Genomic DNA, 26499 nt, shown 5'->3' on the forward strand with positions numbered 1-26499 from the left:
GAATATTTAGTTTTAGATGAAGCTGATGAAATGGTGACGATTCTAAAAGAAAGTTTAGATGAAATTATTGCTGAATTACCTAAAAAACATCGCACTTTATTATTTTCAGCAACACTTCCTGGAACAATTAAACAATTGATTCAGAATTATTTGAACAAAAATATAGTTCAGATAAGTGCCAATATGGAAACTGTGGGAAATGAAGGAATTGATCACGAATATATTGTGGTCGATCCAATTGAAAAGTTAGAAGTTTTAATGCATTTCTTGAATTCTAGAGATGGCGAAAGAGGAATTATTTTCTGTAAAACTAAAGCTGCTGTAAACAAATTAGCCAAAAACTTAGCTATAAATAAATTTTCTTCTGGAGCACTTCATGGAAGCTTATCGCAAGGAATTCGCGATAGAATTATGGAACAGTTTCGCGAAGGCCATATCAACATTTTAGTTGCAACTGATTTGGCAGCGAGAGGAATCGATGTAAAAGAAATCTCGTATGTAATTAATTATCATTTGCCTGACACTTACGAGAACTATGTTCACCGAAGCGGAAGAACTGCAAGGGCAGGAGCAAAAGGGCTTTCTTTGACTGTTTTACAGCAAGAAGAAGTTTTTGAAATTGCTGATTTCGAAAGAGAATTAGGAATTAAATTTTCTGAGTTTAAAAAACCTTCAGCAGCAAGTCTGGAAGAAAACAATATGCTTTTATGGGCAAAACAAATCTTCAAGACAAAACCAAATCATGAGCTTTCTCAGGATCTAAAAACACGAGTAAAAACAGTTTTTCATCATCTTACAAAAGATGAATTAATCGAGAAATTAATGGCAAGTTATGTCTTACAGAACAAAATCGATATAGTTGAAAAACCTGTTAAAAAATTCAAAAACAAATAAGCATGACAATTGTCATTGCATATTAAAGTTGTATATTTATAAGGAATTATTTTATAATCCTACTTAATACAACATATATGAAAATAGTCATTATTGGAGGTGGGTTTGCAGGACTTAATCTAGCAAAAGAGCTTGTAAATCAGCCTCAAATACAAGTAACACTTGTAGACAAGAATAATTATAACTTTTTCCCTCCACTTATATATCAAGTTGCAACAGCATTTTTAGAGCCATCGAGCATTAGTTATCCGTTTAGAAAATTCTTTGCTGGCAAAAAAAATCTGCAATTTCGTTTAGGCGAATTATTATCTGTTTCTCCAGCCGAAAAGAAAATCACTTTGAGCAACGGAGAATTAGATTACGATTATCTAGTTTTTGCAACTGGAGCAGAAACCAGCTATTTTGGCATGGAAAACGTTATGAAAAACGCTATTCCGATGAAAACTTTAAATGATGCCATCGAAATGCGTAACGCGCTTCTTAAAAATCTAGAAAAAGCTGCAATTTGTAAAGATATGCGTAAACGACGTAAATTATTGACAATTGTGGTGGCCGGAGGCGGACCAACTGGAGTGGAAGTTTCTGGGATGTTTGCAGAAATGCGAAAAAACATTCTCTTAAAAGAATATCCAGAATTAGACACTTCTGTAAGCAACGTTTATTTAGTTGATGGAGGAGACGCTCTTTTAGCTCCAATGAGTAAAGATTCACAAAAAGATACTTTAGAAGCTTTAACCAAATTAGGTGTTGTCGTAAAATTAAACAGTCGTGTAACCGATTATGTTGATGATACTGTTCATTTTGAAAATGGAGAAACAATTAAAACTAAAAACCTTATCTGGGCTGCCGGTGTAACTGCAAAGATTTTTGAAGGAATGCCAAAGGAAAGCTACGGACGTGGACGTAGAATGGCAACTGACGTTTATAACAAAGTAAATGCTGTAGATAATATTTATGCGATTGGTGATACTGCAATTTTAGCTGGTGACACAAATTTTCCTGACGGACATCCGCAAGTTGCACAAGTTGCAATTCAGCAAGGATTAAATTTAGCTAAAAACTTTAAAGCAATGGTGGCCAATAAACCATTAAAACCATTTGCTTACAAAGACAAAGGTTCTATGGCAATTATCGGAAAAAACAAGGCTGTGGTAGATTTACCAAGTCCGAAATGGCATTTTAAAGGATTTTTTGCTTGGTTTATCTGGCTATTTGTTCACTTAATTTCATTGATAACCTATCGTAACAGGTTAAATACGTTCTGGAATTGGATGGTTGCTTATTTTGCAAAAGATCAATCGCTTAGAATGATCATAAGACCTGAAAAAAGACAGCAAAGCTAAAACTTTCTGAAAATTCTAAAATTGGAAAATTTTTTAAATACTAAAAAGCCTAAATCATTGATTTAGGCTTTTTAGTATTTGGAACTTCTTCTTTGGCATTTAAAAAATTAATGCCCAATCATAACATCTTCACTATCTGATAATTCTACTTTTTCTTTAATAAAACGTTTTCCAATATTTAAAATAATAAAAGCTGTAATCGTAGTTGTTGTCATAATGGCAACCATAGGCGCTACAGAATCTTTTACAAAAACACCAATTGCAAATGATGCCAAAGCACCAATTCCTAATTGAATAGCTCCCATTAATGCAGAAGCACTACCGGTATTTTTAGCGAAAGGAGCAAGCGTTAATCCTGCCGTATTTGGGTTTGAAATTCCTAAACAAGCAAGAAATAAAAACAACATTCCGATCGTTTGATACAATCCTAAAAGATCGTTTAAGGCTAGAATTAAAAATATAATACTTATAATAGACTGCGAAATTAAAGCGCCATAGATCATTTGTTCGCTAGAAAATCGTTTTAACAGCATAGAATTCAACTGGCTAGAACCAATAAAACTAACTGACATAAGAGCAAAAATCCATCCATAAGTTTTAGCGTTAACATTATAAATATCCATAAAAACTAGAGGAGAACCCGCTACATAAGAAAACAAGCCAGAAAATGCGACTGCTCCTGTAAATGCATAGGTATAAAATTGAGGTTCTTTTAAAACCAATACAAAATTAGATATGATTGGTTTTGGTTTTAGCGAAATTGAATTATCTGGTTTATAAGTATCCGGAAGTCCGAATTGTGAAGCTGCTAAAATTACGATTCCCATACACATAAGAATAAAAAACACAGCATGCCAGCCTAAATCTTCTGTAACATAACCACCAATAGTTGGCGCCAACATAGGAGAAAGTCCAACAACAAGCATTAAAAGCGAAAACACTTTTGGAATATCTTTTACAGGAAATAAATCACGAACCATTGCTACAGAGGCAACAGTTGCAGCACAACTTCCGATGGCTTGAATAAAACGAAGCAATATGAAAGCATCAATATCAGCAACATAAATACATCCTAAAGAGGCAAGAATATATACTAGAAGCCCAATAAATAACGGTTTTTTACGACCAAAACGGTCTAACAAAGGCCCATAAAGCAATTGTCCGGCAGAAATTCCGATGAAATAGCTGGATAAACTCATCGAAACTTTTGCTACAGAAGTATTTAAATCTTTTGCAATTCCCGAGAAACCAGGCAAATACATATCAATAGAAAAAGGACCAAGTGCAGTTAACGAACCTAAAATAAGGATGAGTTGGATATATTTTTTTGTTGTCATTATCTTAAAAAACGGCTTATAATTTTCTGCAAAGGTAAAGATTTCATATCTTGTTATATAACTTGAAGAAGTTTATAACAATAAATTAAAGTAATTGCCAACATTATTTAGTGTAACTATTTATTAATCTTTAAATTAGAAAAAAAATTATGAAAAAGTACCTTTTGTTATTAGCAGTTTTATGCACATCAATTACGTTTGCGCAAACCATTACATCTAAACAAGAAGAAGCCAGTGTTGCGCAGTACGAGCTTCTTAAAAAGGTTAACGAGTATTATCCGGATATTACATTAAGTAAATCGATCACCAATTTTTATGCAGACGGAAACATTATCGATTCACAACAAGATTTCGATTTAAGAGGGACAAAATTTTCAAGTTACAAGCTAGGAATTGAACCAGGAAACAAAAAAGTAAAGTTTGATTATGTTTCTACTGAAACTGGACACGTATATGGCGACGTTACAATTTTTAACGGAAACGCTTTGAGAACAACTTTTAACGAAAAAACGAATCAAATTGACGTATCGTTAAACGGAAAATCAGTTTATTTGAAAAAATTATAGATTTTAAGAAAACTTTAAAAAAAGCATCGCAAATATGTGATGCTTTTTTGATTTATATTTGATTCAGATTTTAATACTACAAACTACAATGAAAAAATTTCTTTTACTGGCATTTTTAATTTCGTTACAATCATTTGCGCAGCAAAATAAATTCTCAGGAACTTGGGGAAACAAAAAATGCAAAGACTGCAAAAAAGAATACATTTTTACAATTACGATTGCTCAGTCAAATTATAAAATTTTTGGAACCGCTGAAGTTACTAGCGATCATAAAGAATTAAATTCTGGAGTTTTAGAAGTTACGGGACATGTGTATCCGCATGGCGATAAAGCTCAAATAAAATTTAAAGATCAAAACGGAAATACATCCAGCGCAGTTTTATTTGTAGAAGATTCAGTAATACAGTTTACTAAAAATGGAGGAAGCGATATTGTACCAAAAGAGATGATTTTGAATAAATTATATGAATAAACTCCTCTTTGGAGTTATTTCAATTTGAACTATAATTTATAGTATGAAAAGTTAGTTTTTTCGGAAGTGTTTTGTATATTTGCCATATGATTTTATCAATAAGAGCCGAGGTATTGGAGTACCGTTTGAGGCTCTTTTTTTTTTGGTTAATATTTAGTTTTAACGTTATTTTTTTTCTGCAGAAAAAAGATCTATTTTGATTTTAACGTGATTTGTTTATTCCTGGAAAAAGATCCGGAAAGAGTTTTAACGTTATTTTACTTTTAGGGGTTAGGCTACGCCAGTTAACGAATTAATAATTTAACCTAGAAATTTAGCTCTGCTTTATCTCTTGTGATATAGCCGATTTTTGGACCACATTGTCCATTTTCTAATCTTTGGTAAATTTTTAAATAACGAAAAGCTTCTTTACTTCTCCAATAATAACAGAGATATTGTAAAGAAGCTTCTTTAAATTTGAACCAACACGAGTTTGTGCCGTTCGCAAGTATATGCGAAAAAGTGACTTTAAGTAAGCCGTTTTTAAGTTTCTTAGACATGGTATGTATGATTTTATCAGCAAGAGACTATTGGAGTAGTCATTTTTACATCTTGCAGAAGTTTGAGCAAATATACATATTATTCTTATTTAAAATGTTAATTTTTTAATTTGTAAATCCTCCCCCACCCTAACAGGGTAGGGGAGTTTTTTTTTAATCTGGGTAAAAAGCAAGCAAATCATAAGTTTGACTTATTTCGCCTGTTACTTTATTTTTAAAATACAGTGATCTAAATTGAGGTACTGAATTACTTGAATCTATATCATCACGGAACTTTTTATCAAGATAAAAAGCAATTAAAATGTGACCTTCTTCTAAATCGTAAGCAGTTCCACCGAATACATTACCGTCCTCAGCTTCTCCTTCAGGACTTTTCCAATAATCAAAATCGAAAACAAATCTTTCAGGATAGGTTATCCCATCAACAGAAAACAAAGCCTGTAAATTTGTTGTATCAGTATCAACTATAGAAAGATTTGGAGAGCCCTCATAAAGATGTATTTTTGGTTTAAAATCTACATTTAAATATGTTGGGTCGATAGGGCATAACGGAGTTAAATAAGTATTCTGCAATCGATAATCAGCTTCTTTTACCAAGTTGATATCATTAAACTCTGACTGCATGAAAAGACGCTCAATGTCTGAAAAATCAATACATTCGTGAGGCTCTTTAATAAAATTGATTCCTTTTCTTAAATCGGAAAAAACCAAGTCCTCAGGAATTAAAATAGGAGCGTCCAAAGTATCGGCTTTTATAGTGCCTATCTGCAAATTTCTATTTAAGTAATATAGCGTGTACATAATAGTTTTTAGTTGTTTTAAAGCCAGTTATAGCCTTTAGATTTATAAAATTTTGCTAGTTCATTGTACTGAGATTTAGACAAATATTTAATTATGTCGTTTCTCAAATTCTTTGATTTGGTTGCTGTCTTATAATAAACATCTTCCAAAATTGGGAACGTACCTGTATGCTTTTTTAAAAATGAAATAGCTGTTTTTTCGTCTTCTGTCCAAGCTGAGATATTATATAAATCAATTGTACCTCCTAATAAAACATGATTATCATCGACGTTAGTTCCAAAAGCTTCTGCAATTTTGAAAGCCGAAGCAACTATCATATCCATTGTTTTTTGTGGAATAGTTGGATATTTCTTTTTTACGTCAGCAACTTTTGTTTTTATAATATTCGGGTCAGCTTTCGCATTTTCGTTAGAGTTTTGCTCTTTTTTAGCTTCTAGATTGGTATCTTTTACAATTTCGATTGTCTTTTTTAGATACTTATATAAGTACGGAAAAACAAGAAAAAGCACGACTAAAAAAATCCCGTACTTCTTAAAGAACGGGATTAATTTCGTATCTAAGAAGCTAGCTTTTTTGCTAGTATTTCTCATGTTTAATTACTTTTGATTTTGCTTAATTTTTGTATAGATAAAATAAGCCACGAGAGCACCACCAACGATTAAAATTGCTTTTGTGTTCTCATTCCAGAATTGTTTTAATTTTTCCATGTGTATTTGTGTTTGTTATTTAAATTGTTATTGTTACGTATGAATAAAAAAAAAGACCGATTGTAATTAAAGCAGGTATTACGTACTGTTTTGCTAATGCAAATCGGTCTATAGTGACTTTTAAATTTGCTGTTGAAACATCTCCTAACATTGTGATACTTTTTACAATGTCAGAATCAGTTACTAATGAGTGATCTTTGCCTAACTCTACCTTAAGGATTGCCCTAACTAGGTTAAGAAGAAATTTGGAATTAATCGCCGTAAGCCTTTGAGTAGGAGTGACCCCCAATGTTTTAGCCACAGAATTAATATAAGCTTTTGTATCGTTCTCACTTGGTGGTGCATACTCAGTAATTAAAAGAGTTAAAGTGTTTTTTCCTTTGTTGATATCTGTTATAAGGTCTTTGAGCATTGCTCTAATTCCAAAATGAACATTTTCAAATTGCTCAAATCGCTTGTTTTGGTCAGTATTCTTACTTAAAGGAATTTTTCCCTGCCAAGCTATAGTTGTCACAATTAAGTTACCCGGATTATTATTTCTTAATCCCCTAGCTACATTCGGATTATTCAGAAATGACTTTGGCATCTTCTACCTCTTTTTTAGGCTCCTTTTCTTCTGACAGCTTTGCAAACTCATCATGAGCAAATTGGACAACTTTAACCGCTACAGCAATGTAAGCACCGTATTTGATTACTACTTTTAAAATGTTTGTGATAGTGCTAAGACTTTTCATTTTCTAATTCTTTTTGTTGTTCGACTTTGCGCTCTCTGCGCTCTCTAATTTTTTCGATGATTACCTCTGCTATTTCGTGAATAATCAGAGGTAACAATTTTGAAAGACCACGAAGCATCTTTAAGACTTGTAATTCTTACCAAAATAGCCTGTTACTCGCTTTCCGCTTCTTGTAACACCGCTACCGTTTGGAGTAATACACAAACCAAGCTCTTTAATAGAAATAACCTGAGTTTTGACATTCATTAGAACATGATAAGTTTGCGTAGTTCCTGCATTTGAATTGGTAATAGTGCAAATCATTTTTTGATACTCTTTATCCTGATTACCTGACTTACCGCCCGAGTTTACAATTTCAAGACCTTTGTTACCTTGTCCAGCGTACGGCGCTACAGTTGCTTTCATAAGTCCGCTTTTAGTTGCACGCCATGCATTTACGATAATGTTACCCTCAAAATTTCCGTTTTTGATACGGCTGTAAGTTGCACCGCTTTTCTTATATTGAGGTCTTTGCTGTTGTTGTGGCGCATTGTTGTAATTACGATTATTATTCTGATTAACAGGATAAAATTGACCGTTAGAACCTTGTTTATAAAGTGTTTGTGACATCTTTTTAATAGATTAAATGTTTGATAATTGAGATTAAATCTCCTAACTTTTTTAGTAGAAGTATTACCGTGTCTATCAGGAAAATCAAACCGTAGATACGATAATACTTCGTTTTAAATTTATCTTCTTGCACGTGATCTCGGTCTTTTGTCTGAGTTATGCTTTCTAATTAAATAGATTGCACCGACAACACTTAAACCGATTAAAATATGCTTCCAATGCTTTTTAAACCATGCTTTTATAGTAGAATCTGCGACCTCCGCACCAACAGTCCCTAAACCTTGTTGCGCGCCAGTTCCTAATCCTGCATAAGCACCCTCAGTCACAGCTTTAGCAAAGATTTGACCTCCTGAATTTGCTACAGCTCCAACAGTTTGACCAGCAATTTGATAAGCCTCATTCGCTTTTTGCTGCGCTAGCTGTTCTGCAACCTGTCTATCATACTCGTTTTGAGCATTTTGAGCCGCTTTTTTAGCTTCGTGAGAATCTTGCAAATTTTGTGAAATGTTTTGCACAGCACCTCCAACGATTGGGATAGCTCCCATAATTGGAGTTGCGACTTTTACAAGATTCTTAAACGAAACATTTTTCTTAATGGCTTTGCCAATACTTTTAAAGAATCCCATATTTACAGCTGATTTCTAAGGATTAAACTAACAACAGCCGTACCTGCTACTTTACGAATGTTTACGTTATTGACAGCAATAAGTGGAAGCTGAATTTTAGAGTTAAAACGAGATGCCACTGTACCATCATCTTTTACGTATGCAACAGGGTCAATAGATGCGCTCATAGCTTCAAGCTCAAACATGGTATATTTTACAGTTCTACCATTCTCAAAAGTGTAATTCACCTCTTCAATATCTGCTGATTTATCCAAAATTAAAATGTCAAAGCCTGCAACATTAAAATCTTTGTTGGTGTCATCTGGAGCCATGCTTTTACGCTCAAAAGAATAAACTTCTGTTCCAGTCTCAGGTTCTTCAATACCATTTAAAACATAAGTTTCAGTAGTTTTCAAACCTGCCAAAGTCACTTTAATTACATCTTTTTCAAACAAGTGAATCGCACCGTGAGCAATGATTTCACAAACCGCAATAGTTTTTAAGGTTCTTTTACTATCTGACGTCACAGCATCTTCACCATAAGTGGTTGCTAAGATAAAATCAGTTAAAGCCATTGTTCCTTTGGTAATCTCGAAGTTTGAGCCGTTTGCTCTCTCAATTTCCACTCTGATTGTTTCTGTTGTAAAGTCTTCAAAGGCTCTAGAACTAGCCACAACAAAAGCAGAAACGCCTTTAGTAAGCAAAATTGTTCCTGTAGTTGTTTTGTCTTTACCATTGTAAATTTCCATTTCTTATTAAATTTTAGTTATATAATTGTTTTACAGGTCAAAAGTGGACATAAAAAAACCCCGAAAATCGGGGCTTGTACGTATATGTGCTATTTTGTACATATTTGTGCGTTTTTGTACTTATTTGGCACTAACTTTGAAATAAGAATAAACATGACATTTTAAGACCACTGTAATACTGTATTCGTCCTTTATATCTTTTATAAAAGTCTTAGCAGTATTGATGTGAACGCCCATTAATGTTGCTAAATCTTTAGCGGTAATCACTTGTAATTGTTCCATGTTATGAGTTGTTTGGGTTAAATAGAGGAGGGGTGCGACCCTCCTTTGTTATTGAAATAAATCGTATTGTTTTGGTGTAAATTTCTGTACGTCTACGACAGGTTTAAATATTTCTTTTTCTTCAAGTTGTTGTTTAGGCATATGCCATCTACAAGAATCATTTTTAAAACTTATTTCTGTAAACTTTGTACAGATACCACAGTCTTTTGTTTGGGGTTTATGTAAGAATTTCGAGTTGTCGAAAAACACACAATTTTCACATTTTTCAGTCATAGTTTTGAGTTTAGCAGTTTAACAAAAATGTTAATTGAATCCCGACTATCATTAGTCGGGATTTTGGGAAATCTTCATACCGATTATTAAGCCGATTAAAAGACAAATTATACAGATTAAAATATCATTCATTTTTGTAGGAATTTAGTTAGATTTGGTTTACATAAGTTTTTTTATAGTTCAACACCAAGATTTTGCAAAAATTTGTTGCTTCGCTCATTATTTTGGATTTGGATTGTTAGATTTTTATCACGGTTCGTTAAATCATCAATCAGCTTTTTTGCTTTCGATTTGGTTCGTGACCTGGACACAGGACAATCAATCAAATAAGTAAAACCTAAAAGCTTTTCTTTATCAAATCCCAATTTTATTAGATTCTCGATATAGTACTGCATTGCTACGTCCATAGGACTTAATTCTGTATTGATTTTTGATTTTACTTTTGCTTCTATATAATGTGGAAGTCCGCTTTTAGCAATTTTTGTCAAATCGTCCTGACGTGCTTTTAACAAATCGTAAAAGGTTTTAAAATCAGCTTTAAAGCCTTGTTTACATAGAAATTCTTTGTGTTTGTGTGCTTTTATTGTAAACTCGTACCTGACAAGATTATCAATTAGGCTTGCTTTCATCGGTTCGAGATAAGCCTTATAAAAGGCGATACTTTTTGATAGCAACTCATAGCCTTTATGATAAATTTTACAATATGGAGTTGTATTTGTTGCTTTTTCACGTTTATTAAAGTCTAATCCAAGGTTATACGTGTTTTTTAAAGTGTCTGATTGTGAAATATGATGCAGTAAAGGTTTTTTTCCTGCGTTTGGGTTATGCATAATTAAGCTGAATGCTGTTTTTAAACTTTTTACATCAATTAGCTGATTTATACAGATATCAATATCAGATACAAGACCCTCGCAGAAATCTTCACGTTTTACGTGTAGAACTCCAAAAGAATTTATATCATCTATGATAGTACGGTAATTTTCGGAAGTAATTCCCTCAAAATATTTTTCTTTCAGCATCTTAGCTGATATCTGAAAAACAACATATTCGTGAGCAAGTTTGCGAGAATCTATAAAAGCCTTTATATAAAAACGGTAAGTTATTCCATTAACAATTTTAGTAAATGGTTCAGCTTTACGAAAGTTATCGCCAAGTTTTTGCTGTTCGTTACCGTCATTGTCAAGAGTTTCAATATCAGGATAATACGCAATGAAATCCGTTATTAAACGTTTATCGAGAATTTTTACTTTGTCAAGCTTCACACGAATCTTTAACGAATCTATTAAACCAACGTTAAACATGCTAAAAAAATTAGTGTTAACAAATTGATTATCAAATATATACTAACAGATTTGAACCATAATTTATATTATGTAAAATAGAATGTTTTAGAAACTGCCCTATAAATCTGTTATACGGCTTTTTGCGTAAAATATTTTCATCCACGATAAATTTACCATCCTTGCTTCTAGTTTTTTGTTTGAAGATTTTCCTTTTATAAAAACTATATTTCTCATAAATCTATTGTATGATTTTTACTTTCAAAAAAACTCAAATATTCAAAATTTAGCTTGCCGATTATTACAGTTTATTTTCAAAAGCATTTTACTTAAACTCAAATCGCTTAAAATGCGCTGTATCATTTTTATTTTTGAAACTTTCCAAATATTCAAAATTTAGCTCGCTAGATTTACATACAGTTTGTTTTCTAATCAAAACATTTTCCTTAAATTCAAATATTCATAAATACGCTGTATGATTTTAGATTTAAAATATTTTCAAATATCGCAGTATTTATCAATCTAGTTTTTGCCAATGTTTTTTGTAAACAATAAATCGTCTATGTGCCAATCGTAAATATTCATTTTTTTAAAACAGAAAAGTTTTAGCAAGTCTTATTGTCATTATCTTTTAACATTTCTTTAAAATAGTTAGATTCTACTAAAGAACTTTCATTGTAAGAGTTTATTTTACTATTTTTACATTCGATACTTTAAAAATAAATTATCACATATATGAATACAGTTGCTGAACATATTGCAGATTTTTTAAAAGAATACAAACCGTTTGATAATTTAACTTTTCAGGAATTATCAGATATTGCTACGAATATTCGTGTCATTAATCTAGAAAAACATGCGGTATTATTTCAAAATAACGATCCGCTTCATGAAAACTTTTATGTTGTAGCTTCTGGCGTCATTAATCTTACAACTATTGCCGATGCTGAGGAAACAATTATAAATAAGTGTCACGAAGGCGATATTTTTGGTTTACGTCCGTTTTTTGCCAAAAACAACTACATGATGACGGCAAAAGCACGTGAGGAAAGTATTGTATATGCTATTCCGATTGCTGTTTTCAGACCTTTTGTGGCAAATAATTCAGATGTATTAAACTTTTTATTAGAAAGTTTTGCTGTAAATTCTCGTCATACTAAAGACAGTATGAACTCTAACGGCAAATTAGTTTCAGATTCTGATTATATAGATCAGCAGACAGAAATGCAATACATTCAGTCTCTTAACTATAACAATTCTCCTTTAACAACACAGGCAAGTTCTATAATTAAAGACGTTGCAATTTTAATGACAGATTCTATGGTAGACAATATCATAATCTGTGGCGAAAAAAATCATCCAATTGGTATCGTTACCAATGCAGATTTATCATCAAAAATTGCAACAGGACGTTTTCCTATTAGTGAAACTATCGACAAAATTATGTCGTCTCCAGTTGTTACAGTTTTAGAAAATGTATCTTTGGCTGAAGCACAACTATTGATGCTAAAACACAACGTAACTCACTTATGCGTTACAAAAGACGGTACAAGCAAATCTGTAGTAAAAGGAATTATTTCCGAACACGATCTTATTGTAGCACAAGCCAGTAACCCAGGTGTGTTAATCAAAGAAATTAAACGTTCTCAGCTTCCAAAAGACTTAAAACAAATACGCGATCGTCTATCAGATTTGATTCAGAATTCGATTCAAAAAAATATTCCAATTTCACATGTTAGCAATATTGCAAGTGAGATCAACTTGGCAATTATTAAGAGAGCAGTCGAATTATCGATTTTAGATTTAGGCTCCCCTCCTGCACGTTTTGCATGGTTAAGCATTGGTAGTCAAGGACGTAAAGAACAATTATTACTTACAGATCAAGATAGTATTTTAATTTTTGAAGATGTTACGCCTGAGAAATACAGAGAAGTAAAAGATTATTTCTTGAGATTGGCAAAACGTACAACTTCTATATTAGAAAAAGTGGGGTACGATTATTGTCCAAATGGACATATGGGAAGCAATATGCTTTGGTGTAAATCATTGAGTGACTGGACAAAACAATATAACAGCTGGATGAATACTCCAGGTGAAAACAGTAATGATTTGAGTAGTATTTTCTTTGATTATGAAATTGTTTTTGGAGAACCAAAAATTGAAGAAGCAATTGAAAATGTGATTTTCAAAAATGCCGTTAACAATACTTTATTCTTTGATTTTTTAGGAAACGATGCTTTAAAGAGAAACTCACCTTTAAGTTTCTTTAAAAAATTCATTGTTGAAGAAGATGGTCCGAATAAGGATAAATTTGATATTAAAACAAGAGCTTTAATGCCATTAATTGATGGAGCGCGTTTATTAATTTTAAATGCAAACATTAAAGGAATTCAAAATACCTATTTAAGATTCAAACAATTAGCAATCACAGATTCTAAAAATGCTGAAATTTATTTAAGTTGTGCGGAAGCTTTTTTAACGCTTTCTAAATTTAGAACTGTTGAAGGATTAAAAAACGACGACTCTGGCCAATATATTAACCTAAGAGAAATGTCAAAAACTGACAAAGAGAAATTAAAAAATGCATTGTCCCCAATGAAAGACCTGGAGGAACTGATAAAGAGTAAATTTCAATTGACACAATTCTCATAAAAACATGCTAGACTGGTTAAAAAACATTAATAAAGACTATCCAGATTTCTGGAAAGACTATTTAACGAAATTCGAAACCAAACCTAATAAGTTTGTTGTTTTATCGACCGAAACTTCTGGTTTAAATCCGGACAAAGATGTTATTTTGTCTCTTGGAGCTTTTTCGGTTATTGATGACAGCATTGTTATTAAGGAAAGTTTCGAAACAGTTTTATTACAATACAAATATCTTCAAGATAACGGACTTTCAAATGAATTTATCATTGAAAGCAAAATGATGAAAATGCCTGAGCCTGATGCGCTTGAAGCTTTTGTAAATTTTATAGGAAACTCAATTCTAGTTGGGCATCATATTAATTTTGATATCGAAATGCTGAATGCTGCTCTAGAACGTTTAGATTGCGGCCGATTGAAAAATGAGGCTTTAGATGTAGATGTCATGTACAGAAAGCTCACAGATATAAATGACAAGCAATTTTCGCTTGACGATTTATGCGGGATTTATAAAATTCCAAAAAGCGATAGAAATTCTTCTTCTGAAGATGCGTATAGAATTGGACTTTTATTCTTAAAGTTAAAATCCAGATTAGGAATCAAATAAAAAAAGCAATTTTTAAAAGTACCAAATTCCAATCAGTATCATATTAAAAAGGCCTCTTAACTTTAAGAGGCTTTTTTTTTATTATTCTCTTTATGAATTAACAGAAAATTACTAATTCAATGGCTTTTCAAATTAAGTAAAGTCGTAATTTTATATTCATTAAATGAAATTAGAGACAAACCCTTTCTAAAACTAAAATTCTATGAAAAAGCTATTATTTGTTCTGTCCTTTCTGTTTTTTGTTTCAGTGATTTTTGCACAAAATCAGGATCCTTCATCTAAACGTATTTTAGGAAATTGGTATTCTAAAACAAATACAAGTACAAAATGGGTCTTTACTCAGGATGGAAAAGTTTACAATTACAACAATAACCAAATGAAAGTAATGTACAAATATACTATTTCAAATAGTTGTCAGAACTTTTCAGATGATACAGCTGAGTTTGTAACTTTTCGAGATAAAGACGGAAATGAGTTTTGTTTTAGAATAAATGGAATTAATGAAAATAAAAATGGAATCCTGTCACTTACCAACTTAAGTAATATGCAACAGCTTATTTTTGTAAATGATGCAGGTTTAAAAAACAACCAATAATTACCATAAAAAAAGCCTCTTGTTAAGAGGCTTTTTTAGAATTATATTTTTAATTAAGAAATTCTTTCTTTCATAATTTCTTCCACAATTTCTGGATTTAATAAAGTTGAAGTGTCTCCAAAATTAGAGAAATCCCCTTCGGCTATTTTACGTAAAATTCTACGCATAATTTTTCCAGAACGAGTTTTTGGCAAACCAGAAACAAATTGAATTTTATCTAACTTAGCGATTGGGCCAATGTGATCTGCAATATATTGGTTTATCTCTTTAGTCAGGTTTTCTTTATTTCTAACTTCTCCTGTTTCTTTAAGAATAACAAAACCGTATAAAGCATTTCCTTTAATATCATGAGGGAATCCAACAATTGCAGATTCTGCTACAGCTGGATGTTCGTTGATCGCATCTTCAATAGGAGCTGTTCCTAAGTTGTGTCCAGAAACAATAACAACATCATCTACTCTACCGGTAATTCTGTAGTATCCAACTTCGTCTCTTAAAGCACCGTCTCCGGTAAAGTATTTTCCTGGGAAAGCAGAGAAATAAGTTTCTTTGTAACGTTCGTGGTTATTCCAGATGGTTCTAGCTATTCCTGGCCATGGAAATTTAATACATAAACTTCCAACTACTTGGTTTCCTTCAATTTCATTACGTTTTTCATCCATCAAAACAGGTTGAATTCCAGGTAATGGCAAAGTTGCGTAAGTAGGTTTTGTTGGTGTTACAAAAGCAATTGGCGAAATCATGATTCCTCCTGTTTCTGTCTGCCACCAAGTATCTACAACCGGACATCTCTTATCTCCTACGTGGTCATTAAACCAGTGCCAAGCCTCTTCGTTAATTGGCTCTCCAACAGATCCGATAACTTTAAGCGATTTAAGAGGATATTTTTGAATATAATCTAAACTTTCTTTTGCTAATGAACGGATTGCAGTTGGCGCAGTATAGAATTGTGTGATTTTATGTTTTTCGATAATATCCCAAAAACGGCTAAAATCTGGATAAGAAGGAACTCCTTCAAAAATTACAGTTGTAGCACCATTCAATAATGGCCCGTATAATATATAAGAGTGACCTGTAATCCATCCGATATCTGCTGTACACCAGAAAATATCGTTGTCTTCGTAATTGAAAACATTTTTAAAAGTATAAGCAGTGTAAACCATATAACCAGCTGTGGTATGAACCATTCCTTTTGGTTTTCCTGTTGATCCTGAAGTATATAAAATAAACAACGGATCTTCGGCATCCATAATTTCAGCAACACTATTATCTAAAGCTGCATCTAATAATGGTTGTAACCAAACATCACGACCATCTTTCATCTTAACATTAGTATTTGTTCTTTTTGCAACTAAAACTTTTGTAACAGAAGGGCAAGTTTCTAGAGCTTCGTCTACAATTCCTTTAAGATCAATTGTTTTGTTTCCTCTATATCCTCCATCAGATGTGATTACCATTTTACATTCGCAATCGTTGATTCTTGCAGAAACTGCAGAAGCAGAAAATCCAGCGAAAATAACAGAGTGAATTGCTCCAATTCTAGCACAAGCTAAAACAGAAACAGCCAATTCTGGAATCATTGGCAAATAAATACAAACTCTATCTCCTTTACGAACACCTTGCTCGCGAAGAACGTTTGCCATTTTTGAAACTCTCTCGTATAATTCATTATAAGATATATGTAAAGCCTCTTCAGAAGGATCATTTGGCTCAAAAATAATTGCCGTCTTCTCTCCTCTTTTGCTTAAATGTCTATCGATACAGTTTTTTGTAATGTTAACTTTAGCGTCTGTAAACCATTTTACTTCTGCCTCAGCCATATTAAAATCAACAACTTTCTCCCATTGCTGGTACCATGTGAAATTTTCCTCAGCTATTTTTCCCCAAAATTTTCTTGGCTCCCTTATTGACTTATTGTAATGTTTAAAGTATTGTTCTAAATTTTCAATTTTGTAATAGCTCATCGTTTGTTGAATTTTTTTATAAATGTATTAAATCTGAACGTATTCTTGAAATAATTTAATTCATAAATTTTATCAAAAAAAAACTTTTATTTAATAAAATATGATAATTATTTGCAGTTGTCTTAAAATTTTATTTTTTAATGCAATTTAGAAAGGGCAAAAAAGGCATAATAAATAGATATTATGCCTTTTTTAATTTAACAAATTTCAATAACAATTAATTTTGTAAATCGCACTGCGAGACTTTTCTCTATTTTGAAAATAGCAGCATCTTTATTAATTAAAACAGAAATTTCAACAAGCATATTTTTTTCAAAATACACCCCATTTTAGGGATCCGCTTCACTTAACTCTCTCACTGAAGTTAAGTGAATGCAATATGCATCTATATCTATTATCTTAATAAGTGCTTACTAATTCAAAATATTACAAATCATTGATACAGTGCAAATCCCGCAAAATCGAATTCTGCGGGAATTCCCAATTTTTTAATTATCCAATTTTTTTCATTGCTGTCATAGATTCTCTCAACCAAGCTCCTACTTCTTCAATAGGGTGTTGACGAATTTCTTTATTAACAGCGATTAGTACCGCATTGTCTACTCCGTTTGAAGTTGAAAATGGTTTACCAATAATGTTAGTTTCCACTTTTTTCATGAATTCAGTCAATAATGGCTTACATGCATGATCAAATAAATAACATCCGTATTCTGCAGTATCAGAAATTACACGGTTCATTTCGAATAATTTCTTTCTTGCAATTGTGTTTGCAATTAATGGCAATTCGTGTAATGACTCATAGTAAGCAGATTCTTCGATGATTCCAGCTTCAGTCATTGTTTCGAAAGCTAATTCAACACCAGCTTTTACCATTGCAATCATTAATACTCCATTGTCAAAATATTCTTGTTCTGAGATTGGAGCTTCTTGTGGAGCTGTTTTTTCGAAATTAGTTTCTCCTGTTGCAGCTCTCCATTTCAATAAGTTCACATCGTCATTAGCCCAGTCGATCATCATAGTTCTAGAGAATTCTCCAGAAATGATGTCGTCTTGGTGTTTTTGGAATAAAGGACGCATAATGTCTTTTAATTCTTCAGCTAATTCGTAAGCCTCGATTTTTGAAGGATTATTTAAACGATCCATCATATTTGTAATACCACCGTGTTTTAAAGCTTCAGTGATAGTTTCCCACCCGTATTGGATTAATTTAGAAGCGTAAGCAGCGTCGATTCCTTTTTCAACCATTTTATCGAAACATAAAATAGATCCAGTTTGCAATAAACCACAAAGAATAGTTTGCTCACCCATTAAATCTGATTTTACTTCAGCTACGAAAGATGATCTTAAAACTCCTGCTCTATGTCCTCCAGTTGCTACAGCGTAAGCTTTTGCTTGATCTAAACCAAATCCGTTTGGATCGTTTTCTGGGTGAACTGCGATAAGAGTTGGAACTCCAAATCCTCTTTTGTACTCTTCACGTACCTCAGAACCTGGACATTTAGGAGCACACATAATAACAGTGATGTCTTTACGAATCTGCATTCCTTCTTCTACGATGTTGAATCCGTGAGAGTAAGATAAAGTAGAACCTTGTTTCATTAATGGCATAATAGCAGTTACCACAGCTGTATGTTGTTTGTCTGGTGTAAGGTTACAAACTAAATCTGCAGTTGGAATCAATTCTTCGTAAGTTCCTACTTTGAAACCATTTTCAGTTGCATTTTTATAAGAAGCTCTTTTTTCTGCAATTGCATCTGCACGCAATGCATAAGAAATGTCTAAACCAGAATCTCTCATGTTTAAACCTTGATTCAAACCTTGTGCTCCACAACCAACAATTACAACTTTTTTTCCAGCCAATGCTGCAATTCCGTCTGCAAATTCTGATTGCTCCATAAATTCGCAAACTCCTAATTGTTCTAATTGTAATCTAAGTGGTAATGTATTGAAATAATTTGCCATTTTTGTTTTAATATTTAATGAAATGAAATTTTAATATTGATATATATAACTAAGATTTTATTATTTAAAGGATTCTAATAATGTAGAAATCTCCATTTTTTGTTTAGAAACTGATATTCTTCCCGAACGCACAAACTGCATAATTCCGTATGGTTTGAACTTTTGGTACAATTCCTCAATTTCAGAACGTCTTCCTGATTTTGAAATCACAAAGAAATCGCGAGAAACTGTCACAATTGTAGACTGGCTCTCTTTAATAATATTCTGAATTTGTTTCTCGTCAAACAATAAACTTGAAGCAATTTTAAACAAAGCATTTTCTAAGAAAATAGTCTCTTCATCTGTATGATAAAATGCTTTTATAACTTCAATTTGTTTTTCAATTTGTCCAACAATATTCTGAACCCATTTTTCTGTCGTATTTACTACGATGATAAATCTTGAAACATTCTCAATTTCTGATTCTGAAACATTTAGACTTAATATATTAATGTGACGCTTTAAGAATATTCCTGATATTCTATTTAATAAACCCACATTATTTTCTGAATATACCGATATGGTAAATGTTTTATCTTCCATTTGTTTTTTTAGTTTTATTTGTTTCAAGTTTCATGTTTCACGTTCTCAGCAGAACTTGAAACCTGAAACTTGAAACCTGAAACTTTTTCTTAACTTAATCTAATTTCTGACACACAAGCTCCTGTTGGAATCATTGGGAAAACATTGTTTTCTTTTTCGACTACAACTTCTAAGAAGTATGAATCTTTTGAAGCCAGCATCTCAGCCACCGCGGCATCAAGATCTTCACGCTGTGTAACTTTTTTAGATTTGATATGATATCCTTCTGCAATTGCAATGAAATTTGGATTAATCATTTTTGTTGAAGCATATCTATTATCAAAGAATAATTCCTGCCATTGGCGAACCATTCCTAAGAATTCATTATTTAAAATAACAATCTTCACTGGAACCTGAGTTTGGAAAATAGTTCCAAGTTCCTGAATTGTCATCTGGAAACCTCCATCACCAATAATAGCTACTACTTCACGTTCTGGTTTTCCCATTTTTGCTCCAATTGCAGCTGGCAATGCAAATCCCATAGTTCCTAAACCTCCAGAAGTAATATTACTTTTAGTCGAATTGAATTTAGCGTAACGGCATGCAAACATTTGGTGCTGACCAACATCTGAAACAATGATTGCGTCTCCCTTTGAGTGTTTGTTGATCATTTCAATAGTTTCTCCCATCGAAATTCCTTTACCGTTTGTTGGATTTAATTCTTCTTTTATTACTGAATCGTATTCAACTTTGCTTAACTCCTTAAATTCATTATGCCAAGCATCGTGCGATTTTGCATCTAATAATGGCAATAAAGCAGCTAAAGATTCTTTCACGTCTCCTAAAACAGCTACTTCTGTTTTTACGTTTTTATCAACCTCTGCTGGATCAATTTCGAAGTGAACTACTTTTGCCTGTTTTGCATATGTGCTTAATTTACCTGTAACACGATCGTCAAAACGCATTCCGAAAGCAATTAAAACATCGCATTCGTTTGTTAGTAAATTTGGCGCATAATTTCCGTGCATTCCAAGCATACCAACGTTTAGAGGATGATCTGTTGGTAAAGCTGATAATCCTAAAATCGTCCAAGCTGCTGGAATTCCAGATTTTTCAACAACTGCTTTAAATTCTGCTTCTGCCTGACCAAGAATAACGCCTTGTCCAAAAACAATAAACGGTTTTTTTGCACTATTAATTAAAGCTGCTGCTTCAGCAACTTTATCTAAATTTAATTTTGGAACCGGAACATAACTTCTAATTCCTGTGCATTTCTCATAACTAAATTCAAACTCATCAAACTGAGCGTTTTTAGTAATATCTACCAATACAGGCCCTGGACGTCCAGAACGAGCAATGTAAAATGCTTTTGCAATGATCTCAGGAATTTGAGAAGCTTCAGTTACCTGAAAATTCCATTTTGTTACCGGAGTTGAAATTCCGATAATATCTGTTTCCTGAAATGCATCAGATCCTAATAAATGTCTTCCAACTTGCCCAGTAATGCATACTAATGGAGTTGAATCGATTTGAGCATCTGCGATACCAGTTACTAAGTTTGTAGCTCCTGGCCCAGAAGTAGCAATGGCTACCCCTACTTTTCCTGTAGCTCTTGCATAACCTTGAGCTGCATGCGTTGCACCTTGTTCGTGACGTACTAAAACGTGGTGTAACTGATCTTGAAATTTATATAATTCGTCGTAAACTGGCATTATAGCTCCACCTGGGTAACCATAAATTAAATCTACTCCTTCTGCTAATAAACATCTTATAACGGCTTCTGCCCCTGATATTTTCATAGTATATTTTTTTTATCAATTTCAATTTTACTGAAATTGATTTTTGATTTTTTTATAATTAATTATCGGTTACACATCCTGTTGATGCACTCGAAACCGATTTAGCGTATTTAAGCAAAACCCCTCTGTCAACTTTTAATTTCGGCTGAACCCAAGCCGCTTTTCTTGCTGCAAATTCTTCGTCAGATATCTTCAGGTCGATTGTATTTTTCACAGCATCGATAGCAATTAAATCTCCATCTTTTACCAGTGCAATACCACCACCGTCATATGCTTCTGGTGTAACGTGTCCTACCACGAAACCGTGCGAACCGCCCGAGAATCTACCGTCTGTGATTAGCGCACAACTGCTTCCTAATCCAGCACCAATAATAGCAGATGTAGGCTTCAGCATTTCAGGCATTCCCGGACCACCTTTTGGCCCACAACCCCTGATGACGACTACATTACCTGGTTTAATTTTTCCGGCTTGAAGACCTGGAATTACTTCAAATTCACCTTCAAATACAACAGCTGGTCCTTCGAAATATTCTCCTTCTTTTCCGCTGATTTTTGCTACAGCACCTTCAGAAGCAAGATTTCCGTATAATACCTGAATATTTCCTGTTGGTTTTAATGCTTTTTGAATTTCATGAATTACTTCTTGTCCGTCTTGTAAATCTGGAGTTGAAGCTAAGTTCTCAGCAACTGTTTTTCCTGTTACAGTTAAACAATCTCCATGAATAAGTCCAACTTTCAATAAATATTTCATAACTGCTGGAATACCTCCAACTTCGTGAATGTCTTCCATCATATACTTACCACTTGGCTTCATGTCTGCCAATACTGGTGTTCTATCGTTAATAGCTTGGAAATCATCTAAAGTGATTGTAATTCCAACTGAGTGAGCCATTGCGATTAAGTGCATAACAGCATTTGTAGAACCACCTAAAACAGCCACGATTGTAATAGCATTTTCAAAAGCCTTACGAGTCATAATGTCTCTTGGCTTAATATCTTTTTCTAATAATATTTTGATTGCTTTTCCAGCTTCTAGACATTCATCTCTTTTTTCTTGGCTTAAAGCAGGGTTTGAAGAACTGTAAGGCAAGCTCATTCCTAATGCTTCAATTGCAGAAGACATTGTATTTGCAGTGTACATACCACCACATGCACCAGCTCCTGGACAAGCATTCTGAATAACACCTTTAAAATCTTCTGGAGTAATTTCGCCTTTTACTTTTTTTCCTAAAGCTTCAAAAGCAGAAACGATATTTAAAGATTCACCTTTCCATTTTCCAGAGTGAATAGAACCACCATAAATCATCATTGATGGACGGTTTAATCTTCCCATTGCAATTAATGCTCCAGGCATATTTTTATCGCAACCAGGAATAGCAATAATACTATCGTACCATTGTGCTCCGGCAACTGTTTCAATAGAATCTGCAATTACATCACGAGAAACTAGTGAGTAACGCATACCTTCAGTTCCGTTAGAAATACCGTCACTGACACCAATAGTATTAAAAATAAGTCCGACAAGATCTGCATCCCAAACACCTTTTTTAACATCTTTTGCTAAATCGTTCAAGTGCATGTTACAAGTGTTACCATCGTAACCCATGCTCACAATACCAACCTGTGCTTTCTTTAAATCTTCTTCAGTTAAACCAATTCCGTACAACATCGCTTGCGCCGCAGGCTGTGTTTGATCTTGTGTGATGGTCTTGCTGTACTTATTTAATTCCATTATTGCTTTTTATTTATTTTAATTTTTTATTCAAAAAAAAACCTTCCAGTATTTGGAAGGTTTGTAATATAGTCTTTCAATTATATTTATAACATTCCCGATGCAGATGTGTGAATCACATTGACAACAACGACAGAAGTAATAATAATTGAGATTTGCATCATTTATTTTTTAGTGTCACAAAAGTAAGTAAACTTCTGGAAGTAAAAAAATAAAATCTCAACATTTCAAAGACTTCTTGTTATTATATTCACATTTTAACAAAAAATATTAAACAATTGTTGATTGCCCAATACTTACATTATCATTATTAAAATACAGCAAATCATCTTTGCTGAAAATAAAATTAGAAACGAACTCTCCTACTTCGTTTGTTCCAAATTTTGAATCTGGTTTCAAATCAACTGTAACTACTTTGTATTCAATTGCTTTTTCTACCGCTTTATAAATCACATGAGCTTCTTTAGTTAATCCAAAATGTTCTAACAAAAGCGCTGCCGCTAAAATCGAAGCAATCGGATTAGCAATGTTTTTTCCTTTCGCCTGCGGATATGATCCGTGAATTGGCTCAAACAAAGCATTTTTTTCTCCTAAAGACACAGATGGCAATAAACCAATTGAGCCTGTAATTACACTAGCTTCATCAGATAAAATATCTCCAAACAAGTTCTCAGTCAAAATCACATCAAACTGTTTTGGATTTAAGATTAACTGCATTGCTGCATTATCCACAAATAAGAAATCAAGCTTGACATCTGAATACTCTTCGCTCACTTTCTGAACTACTTTTCTCCATAATCTCGAAGTCTCCAAAACATTTGCTTTGTCTACCATTGTTAGCTTTTTGCGTCGTTTTTGTGCCGATTGAAAAGCTAAATGTGCAATTCTGGTAATTTCTTCTTCTGAATATTCACATAAATCTGAAGCATGTGTTCCTTCTTCATTAAGTGTTTTTGTACCAAAATAAGCTCCACCTGTTAATTCTCTAAAAATGGTAAAATCAGCTCCTTCAATAATTTCTCTTTTTAAAGGAGAAGATTCAATTAAGGCTTTATAAGGTTTTATAGGACGAATATTAGCAAACAATCCTAATTCTTTTCGCAGTTTTAATAATCCTTGTTCTGGACGAACCTTTGCATTTGGGTTGTTATCGTATTTAGGATCTCCAATTGCACCAAGTAAAACTGCATCAGTGTTTAAACACAGATTTAAAGTTTGCTCCGGTAACGGATTTCCTGTTTTATCGATAGCAACCGCCCCCATCAGCGCTTCTTCAAAAACAAATTCATGATTATACACTTCGCCAATGGCGTACAAAGCTTTCTTAGCTTGTAAAATTACTTCAGGTCCAATTCCATCTCCTGGTAAAACTGCTATTTTTAAATTCATAATCTCTCGCTATTTATGTCTTTAAATCCTTATTGTTCCTTAAATTTTTATATTGAAATATTAGTTTCTGATTAACTCTCCTTCTATTTTAGAAGCTTCTATAATTTGGTGGATATCTGCGTCTACAACTTCTTTTTTAATGTCAGCGAATTTCAAGAATTCGATGTAAACGATATCTAATTGTGTTTTTGTCAATTCGTAGCCTACTTTTTTAGCACGGTAAGCCAAAGCTGCTCTTCCGCTTCTTGCTGTTAAAATGATTGAAGATTCATTTACCCCCACATCTAGCGGATCCATGATCTCATAAGTAGCTCTGTTTTTGATTACACCATCCTGGTGAATTCCAGAACTGTGTGCAAAAGCATTTGCTCCAACAATCGCTTTATTTGGTTGCACAATCATTCCCATACTTTCAGAAACTAAACGGCTCATTTCGTTTAATTCTCTTGTATTGATGTTTGTATCTAAGTTTAAGTAAGGATGTTGTTTGAAAATCATAACCACTTCTTCAAGTGCAGTATTTCCAGCTCTCTCTCCAATACCATTAATAGTACATTCTATTTGTCTTGCTCCATTTATAGCTCCTGCGATTGAGTTTGCAGTTGCCATTCCTAAATCATTATGACAATGACATGAAAGGATTACGTTTTCGATTCCTTTTACGTTTTCTTTTAAGTATTTAATTTTTGCTCCGTATTCTTCTGGAAGACAATATCCAGTAGTATCAGGAATATTCAATACAGTTGCTCCAGATTTAATAACTTCTTCACAAACTTTAGCTAAGAACGCATTGTCTGTTCTACCAGCATCTTCTGCGTAGAATTCTACATCTTCTACATAAGATTTAGCGTGTGATACGGCAAATTTTGCTCTTGCAATAATATCTTCAGGCGTAGTTTGTAATTTGTGGAGTATATGAGATTCCGAAGTTCCGATTCCAGTATGGATTCTAGGTTTCTTAGCGTGCTTTAAAGCAGCTGCTGCAACATCAATGTCGTTTTTAACGGCTCTTGTAAGTCCGCAGACGGTTGCATTTTCTACAATTTTACAAATCTCAGAGACCGATAAAAAATCGCCCGGACTTGACACAGGAAAGCCTGCTTCGATAATGTCAACTCCCATTTTGTCTAGTCGTTCTGCAATAACTAATTTTTGCTTAGTATCTAACTTACATCCTGGAACTTGTTCACCATCTCGCAATGTGGTGTCAAAAATTTGAACTTTCTCTCTATTCATATTCATTTATTTAATGTAATTTCACATCTTGATAACAAATATATATTGTACTATTACAGTATGAAATTCATTTTAATGAAATTATACTGTTTATAAAACGATTTATCACATATTAACTAACTTATAATCAATAAGTTATATTATTATTTTTTACAATGGCTAACCATCAAAAAGATTTCTTATTTGTTCTAATCAAATCACTTTCGAAATCAGAAAAAAGGCAGTTTAAAATTTTTGCAAGCCGATTAGAAACGAGTTCAAATACAAAATTTATCGAATTATTCAACATTTTAGATAAATCTGAAGTTTATGATGAAAAACTCATTCTTAAAAGTGGTGTTATCCAAAAAGTACAGTTATCTAACTTAAAATCATACTTATACAAACAAATCCTAGTAAGTATAAGGCTAAATATTCCGAGCCAAAACATCCGTTATCAGCTTCGAGAGCAAATGGATTTTGCTGTTATTCTTTATAATAAAGGATTATACAAGCAGAGTTTGAAAATTCTAGATAAAACAAAACAGCAAGCTCTTGAAAATGACGAAAAATATATGGCGTATGAAATTGTTGAGTTCGAAAAATTAATCGAATCACAATATATTACACGAAGTATTCAAGGTCGCGCCGACGAATTGGTTGTTCAAGCCAAAGAATTAAATTATAGAAACACGATTTCAAGTAAACTTTCGAACTTATCGCTTCAGCTGTACGGAATCATGTTAAAAACAGGATATGTAAAAAGTGATGCCGAATACAAATATATAGACGACTATTTTAATAGACATATTTCTAAACTTGATGAAAGTAAATTTGG

General features: G+C 32.9%; 25 protein-coding genes and 1 pseudogene. 8 read left to right on the forward strand and 18 right to left on the reverse strand.

Annotated elements, in window-relative coordinates:
• On the forward strand, window positions 1-894 hold an 894-nt coding region (locus tag B3J44_RS10020), incomplete at its 5' end, for a DEAD/DEAH box helicase (protein WP_286968232.1).
• Between the two features lie 77 nt (window positions 895-971).
• Window positions 972-2237 (forward strand): NAD(P)/FAD-dependent oxidoreductase, encoded by a 1266-nt coding sequence (locus B3J44_RS10025; RefSeq protein WP_198855670.1) that lies wholly within the window; start codon window positions 972-974, stop codon window positions 2235-2237.
• A gap of 107 nt (window positions 2238-2344) precedes the next feature.
• Here the strand turns inward: B3J44_RS10025 and B3J44_RS10030 are convergent, their stop codons facing one another.
• Entirely contained in the window at window positions 2345-3574 is a 1230-nt protein-coding gene (locus B3J44_RS10030) for a multidrug effflux MFS transporter (protein ID WP_286968233.1), read from the reverse strand.
• Window positions 3575-3723: 149 nt separating this feature from the next.
• On the opposite strand from B3J44_RS10030, the gene B3J44_RS10035 reads away from it, so the two are divergent.
• Both B3J44_RS10035 and B3J44_RS10040 read left to right on the forward strand, forming a co-directional pair.
• Entirely contained in the window at window positions 3724-4140 is a 417-nt protein-coding gene (locus B3J44_RS10035) for a hypothetical protein (protein ID WP_286968235.1), read from the forward strand.
• Between the two features lie 88 nt (window positions 4141-4228).
• Window positions 4229-4612 (forward strand): hypothetical protein, encoded by a 384-nt coding sequence (locus tag B3J44_RS10040; RefSeq protein WP_198855673.1) that lies wholly within the window; start codon window positions 4229-4231, stop codon window positions 4610-4612.
• A gap of 305 nt (window positions 4613-4917) precedes the next feature.
• On the opposite strand, the gene B3J44_RS10045 is transcribed toward B3J44_RS10040, so the two are convergent.
• The 10 genes from B3J44_RS10045 to B3J44_RS10090 all read right to left on the reverse strand — a co-directional run bounded on the left by B3J44_RS10045 (window position 4918) and on the right by B3J44_RS10090 (window position 11212).
• On the reverse strand, window positions 4918-5151 hold the full coding sequence (locus tag B3J44_RS10045; protein ID WP_286968237.1) for a hypothetical protein: 234 nt from the start codon (window positions 5149-5151) through the stop codon (window positions 4918-4920).
• Window positions 5152-5304: 153 nt separating this feature from the next.
• A complete protein-coding gene (locus tag B3J44_RS10050; RefSeq protein WP_286968239.1) occupies window positions 5305-5952 on the reverse strand; it encodes a hypothetical protein in 648 nt (215 codons plus the stop codon).
• A gap of 17 nt (window positions 5953-5969) precedes the next feature.
• Entirely contained in the window at window positions 5970-6542 is a 573-nt protein-coding gene (locus B3J44_RS10055; RefSeq protein ID WP_286968241.1) for a hypothetical protein, read from the reverse strand.
• A 136-nt stretch (window positions 6543-6678) separates the two neighbouring features.
• Window positions 6679-7245, reverse strand: coding sequence for a hypothetical protein (locus B3J44_RS10060; RefSeq protein WP_286968243.1), 567 nt, complete (start codon window positions 7243-7245; stop codon window positions 6679-6681).
• Window positions 7223-7393, reverse strand: coding sequence for a hypothetical protein (locus B3J44_RS10065; protein ID WP_286968245.1), 171 nt, complete (start codon window positions 7391-7393; stop codon window positions 7223-7225). The genes B3J44_RS10060 and B3J44_RS10065 overlap by 23 nt, the downstream gene beginning before the upstream one ends.
• A 120-nt stretch (window positions 7394-7513) precedes the next feature.
• Window positions 7514-8002, reverse strand: coding sequence for a hypothetical protein (locus tag B3J44_RS10070; RefSeq protein ID WP_286968247.1), 489 nt, complete (start codon window positions 8000-8002; stop codon window positions 7514-7516).
• Between the two features lie 119 nt (window positions 8003-8121).
• Window positions 8122-8628: a hypothetical protein gene (locus tag B3J44_RS10075; RefSeq protein WP_286968249.1), complete on the reverse strand. Its 507-nt coding sequence runs from the start codon at window positions 8626-8628 to the stop codon at window positions 8122-8124.
• 2 nt (window positions 8629-8630) lie between these two features.
• On the reverse strand, window positions 8631-9356 hold the full coding sequence (locus B3J44_RS10080; protein WP_286968251.1) for a hypothetical protein: 726 nt from the start codon (window positions 9354-9356) through the stop codon (window positions 8631-8633).
• A 120-nt stretch (window positions 9357-9476) separates the two neighbouring features.
• A complete protein-coding gene (locus B3J44_RS10085; protein WP_286968253.1) occupies window positions 9477-9638 on the reverse strand; it encodes a hypothetical protein in 162 nt (53 codons plus the stop codon).
• Between the two features lie 446 nt (window positions 9639-10084).
• On the reverse strand, window positions 10085-11212 hold the full coding sequence (locus B3J44_RS10090) for a hypothetical protein (RefSeq protein ID WP_286968255.1): 1128 nt from the start codon (window positions 11210-11212) through the stop codon (window positions 10085-10087).
• Window positions 11213-11926: 714 nt separating this feature from the next.
• Here B3J44_RS10090 and B3J44_RS10095 point away from each other — a divergent pair.
• From B3J44_RS10095 to B3J44_RS10105, 3 genes are all read left to right on the forward strand, one after another.
• Window positions 11927-13843 (forward strand): DUF294 nucleotidyltransferase-like domain-containing protein, encoded by a 1917-nt coding sequence (locus B3J44_RS10095; RefSeq protein WP_198855674.1) that lies wholly within the window; start codon window positions 11927-11929, stop codon window positions 13841-13843.
• 4 nt (window positions 13844-13847) lie between these two features.
• Window positions 13848-14444 (forward strand): 3'-5' exonuclease, encoded by a 597-nt coding sequence (locus B3J44_RS10100; protein ID WP_198855675.1) that lies wholly within the window; start codon window positions 13848-13850, stop codon window positions 14442-14444.
• A gap of 202 nt (window positions 14445-14646) precedes the next feature.
• Window positions 14647-15039, forward strand: a complete 393-nt coding sequence (locus B3J44_RS10105) for a hypothetical protein (RefSeq protein WP_286968258.1) — start codon at window positions 14647-14649, stop codon at window positions 15037-15039.
• Between the two features lie 53 nt (window positions 15040-15092).
• Here the strand turns inward: B3J44_RS10105 and acs are convergent, their stop codons facing one another.
• The 7 genes from acs to B3J44_RS10140 form a co-directional block, all read right to left on the reverse strand.
• On the reverse strand, window positions 15093-17003 hold the full coding sequence (gene acs, locus B3J44_RS10110; RefSeq protein ID WP_286968260.1) for an acetate--CoA ligase: 1911 nt from the start codon (window positions 17001-17003) through the stop codon (window positions 15093-15095).
• Between the two features lie 492 nt (window positions 17004-17495).
• Window positions 17496-18965 (reverse strand): ketol-acid reductoisomerase, encoded by a 1470-nt coding sequence (ilvC, locus tag B3J44_RS10115; RefSeq protein ID WP_111291079.1) that lies wholly within the window; start codon window positions 18963-18965, stop codon window positions 17496-17498.
• 60 nt (window positions 18966-19025) lie between these two features.
• Window positions 19026-19547 carry an acetolactate synthase small subunit gene (ilvN, locus tag B3J44_RS10120; RefSeq protein ID WP_095929307.1) on the reverse strand — a complete coding sequence of 174 codons (522 nt, stop codon included), beginning with the start codon at window positions 19545-19547 and terminating at the stop codon, window positions 19026-19028.
• An 89-nt stretch (window positions 19548-19636) separates the two neighbouring features.
• Window positions 19637-21325 carry a biosynthetic-type acetolactate synthase large subunit gene (gene ilvB, locus B3J44_RS10125; RefSeq protein WP_198855678.1) on the reverse strand — a complete coding sequence of 563 codons (1689 nt, stop codon included), beginning with the start codon at window positions 21323-21325 and terminating at the stop codon, window positions 19637-19639.
• Window positions 21326-21383: 58 nt separating this feature from the next.
• Window positions 21384-23057 (reverse strand): dihydroxy-acid dehydratase, encoded by a 1674-nt coding sequence (gene ilvD, locus B3J44_RS10130; protein ID WP_286968265.1) that lies wholly within the window; start codon window positions 23055-23057, stop codon window positions 21384-21386.
• 270 nt (window positions 23058-23327) lie between these two features.
• On the reverse strand, window positions 23328-24446 hold the full coding sequence (gene leuB, locus B3J44_RS10135; protein WP_286968267.1) for a 3-isopropylmalate dehydrogenase: 1119 nt from the start codon (window positions 24444-24446) through the stop codon (window positions 23328-23330).
• 60 nt (window positions 24447-24506) lie between these two features.
• Window positions 24507-25682 carry a 2-isopropylmalate synthase gene (locus B3J44_RS10140; RefSeq protein ID WP_198855681.1) on the reverse strand — a complete coding sequence of 392 codons (1176 nt, stop codon included), beginning with the start codon at window positions 25680-25682 and terminating at the stop codon, window positions 24507-24509.
• A gap of 155 nt (window positions 25683-25837) precedes the next feature.
• On the opposite strand from B3J44_RS10140, the pseudogene B3J44_RS10145 reads away from it, so the two are divergent.
• Window positions 25838-26499: pseudogene (locus B3J44_RS10145) on the forward strand (hypothetical protein); the annotation flags it as partial.

Origin of the sequence: Flavobacterium sp. UBA4854 (assembly GCF_002399805.1) — a bacterium.
Lineage (GTDB): Bacteria > Bacteroidota > Bacteroidia > Flavobacteriales > Flavobacteriaceae > Flavobacterium > Flavobacterium ginsengisoli.

Bases quoted from the DNA above. Each gene is read 5' to 3' on its own strand.
- leuB (WP_286968267.1), bottom strand. From the start codon at position 24,446: ATGAATTTAAAAATAGCAGTTTTACCAGGAGATGGAATTGGACCTGAA.
- ilvD (WP_286968265.1), bottom strand. From the start codon at position 23,057: ATGGAATTAAATAAGTACAGCAAGACCATCACACAAGATCAAACACAG.
- B3J44_RS10030 (WP_286968233.1), bottom strand. From the start codon at position 3,574: ATGACAACAAAAAAATATATCCAACTCATCCTTATTTTAGGTTCGTTA.
- B3J44_RS10080 (WP_286968251.1), bottom strand. From the start codon at position 9,356: ATGGAAATTTACAATGGTAAAGACAAAACAACTACAGGAACAATTTTG.
- B3J44_RS10055 (WP_286968241.1), bottom strand. From the start codon at position 6,542: ATGAGAAATACTAGCAAAAAAGCTAGCTTCTTAGATACGAAATTAATC.
- B3J44_RS10100 (WP_198855675.1), top strand. From the start codon at position 13,848: ATGCTAGACTGGTTAAAAAACATTAATAAAGACTATCCAGATTTCTGG.
- B3J44_RS10085 (WP_286968253.1), bottom strand. From the start codon at position 9,638: ATGGAACAATTACAAGTGATTACCGCTAAAGATTTAGCAACATTAATG.
- B3J44_RS10090 (WP_286968255.1), bottom strand. From the start codon at position 11,212: ATGTTTAACGTTGGTTTAATAGATTCGTTAAAGATTCGTGTGAAGCTT.
- B3J44_RS10060 (WP_286968243.1), bottom strand. From the start codon at position 7,245: ATGCCAAAGTCATTTCTGAATAATCCGAATGTAGCTAGGGGATTAAGA.
- ilvC (WP_111291079.1), bottom strand. From the start codon at position 18,965: ATGGCAAATTATTTCAATACATTACCACTTAGATTACAATTAGAACAA.
- ilvN (WP_095929307.1), bottom strand. From the start codon at position 19,547: ATGGAAGATAAAACATTTACCATATCGGTATATTCAGAAAATAATGTG.
- B3J44_RS10105 (WP_286968258.1), top strand. From the start codon at position 14,647: ATGAAAAAGCTATTATTTGTTCTGTCCTTTCTGTTTTTTGTTTCAGTG.
- B3J44_RS10040 (WP_198855673.1), top strand. From the start codon at position 4,229: ATGAAAAAATTTCTTTTACTGGCATTTTTAATTTCGTTACAATCATTT.
- B3J44_RS10075 (WP_286968249.1), bottom strand. From the start codon at position 8,628: ATGGGATTCTTTAAAAGTATTGGCAAAGCCATTAAGAAAAATGTTTCG.
- B3J44_RS10050 (WP_286968239.1), bottom strand. From the start codon at position 5,952: ATGTACACGCTATATTACTTAAATAGAAATTTGCAGATAGGCACTATA.
- B3J44_RS10095 (WP_198855674.1), top strand. From the start codon at position 11,927: ATGAATACAGTTGCTGAACATATTGCAGATTTTTTAAAAGAATACAAA.
- B3J44_RS10045 (WP_286968237.1), bottom strand. From the start codon at position 5,151: ATGTCTAAGAAACTTAAAAACGGCTTACTTAAAGTCACTTTTTCGCAT.
- B3J44_RS10035 (WP_286968235.1), top strand. From the start codon at position 3,724: ATGAAAAAGTACCTTTTGTTATTAGCAGTTTTATGCACATCAATTACG.
- acs (WP_286968260.1), bottom strand. From the start codon at position 17,003: ATGAGCTATTACAAAATTGAAAATTTAGAACAATACTTTAAACATTAC.
- B3J44_RS10140 (WP_198855681.1), bottom strand. From the start codon at position 25,682: ATGAATAGAGAGAAAGTTCAAATTTTTGACACCACATTGCGAGATGGT.
- B3J44_RS10070 (WP_286968247.1), bottom strand. From the start codon at position 8,002: ATGTCACAAACACTTTATAAACAAGGTTCTAACGGTCAATTTTATCCT.
- B3J44_RS10065 (WP_286968245.1), bottom strand. From the start codon at position 7,393: ATGAAAAGTCTTAGCACTATCACAAACATTTTAAAAGTAGTAATCAAA.
- B3J44_RS10025 (WP_198855670.1), top strand. From the start codon at position 972: ATGAAAATAGTCATTATTGGAGGTGGGTTTGCAGGACTTAATCTAGCA.
- ilvB (WP_198855678.1), bottom strand. From the start codon at position 21,325: ATGAAAATATCAGGGGCAGAAGCCGTTATAAGATGTTTATTAGCAGAA.